The organism is Paraburkholderia sp. J69-1, from assembly GCF_905220255.1.
GTDB lineage: Bacteria > Pseudomonadota > Gammaproteobacteria > Burkholderiales > Burkholderiaceae > Paraburkholderia.
The window spans coordinates 1-322 of record NZ_CAJMZG010000109.1 but is presented as its reverse complement, the minus strand read 5'-3'; the positions used below and the strand labels follow the sequence as shown (position 1 = coordinate 322).

Sequence of the window (322 nt, the reverse complement as noted above, 5' to 3'; positions counted from 1 at the left end):
CTGCCGGAAGAACTGCGCAAGACACTGACGTACGATCAGGGCAAGGAGATGGCGCTGCACAAGAAGCTGGCTGAGGCCACGGGTATCCGAATCTACTTCTGTGACCCACACAGTCCGTGGCAGCGTGGTATCTGCGAGAACACCAACGGTCTGTTACGCCAGTACATGCCTAAGGGAGCGGATCTCTCGGTGCTCTCGCAGCGCCAGCTCGACGCGATTGCAATGGAAATGAACATACGCCCACGCAAGACGCTTGACTGGCGCACACCGGCAGAGGCGTTTATAGAGAGCTGCAAAAAGCAGGGAATTGAAATTGACCCGA

General features: G+C 56.5%; 1 protein-coding gene. It reads left to right on the top strand.

All coding sequences use genetic code 11. The annotated features are described in order from the left end of the window. A partial coding sequence (locus tag U5A67_RS40610; RefSeq protein ID WP_321959839.1) for an IS30 family transposase occupies positions 1 to 322 on the top strand: 322 nt, incomplete at both ends.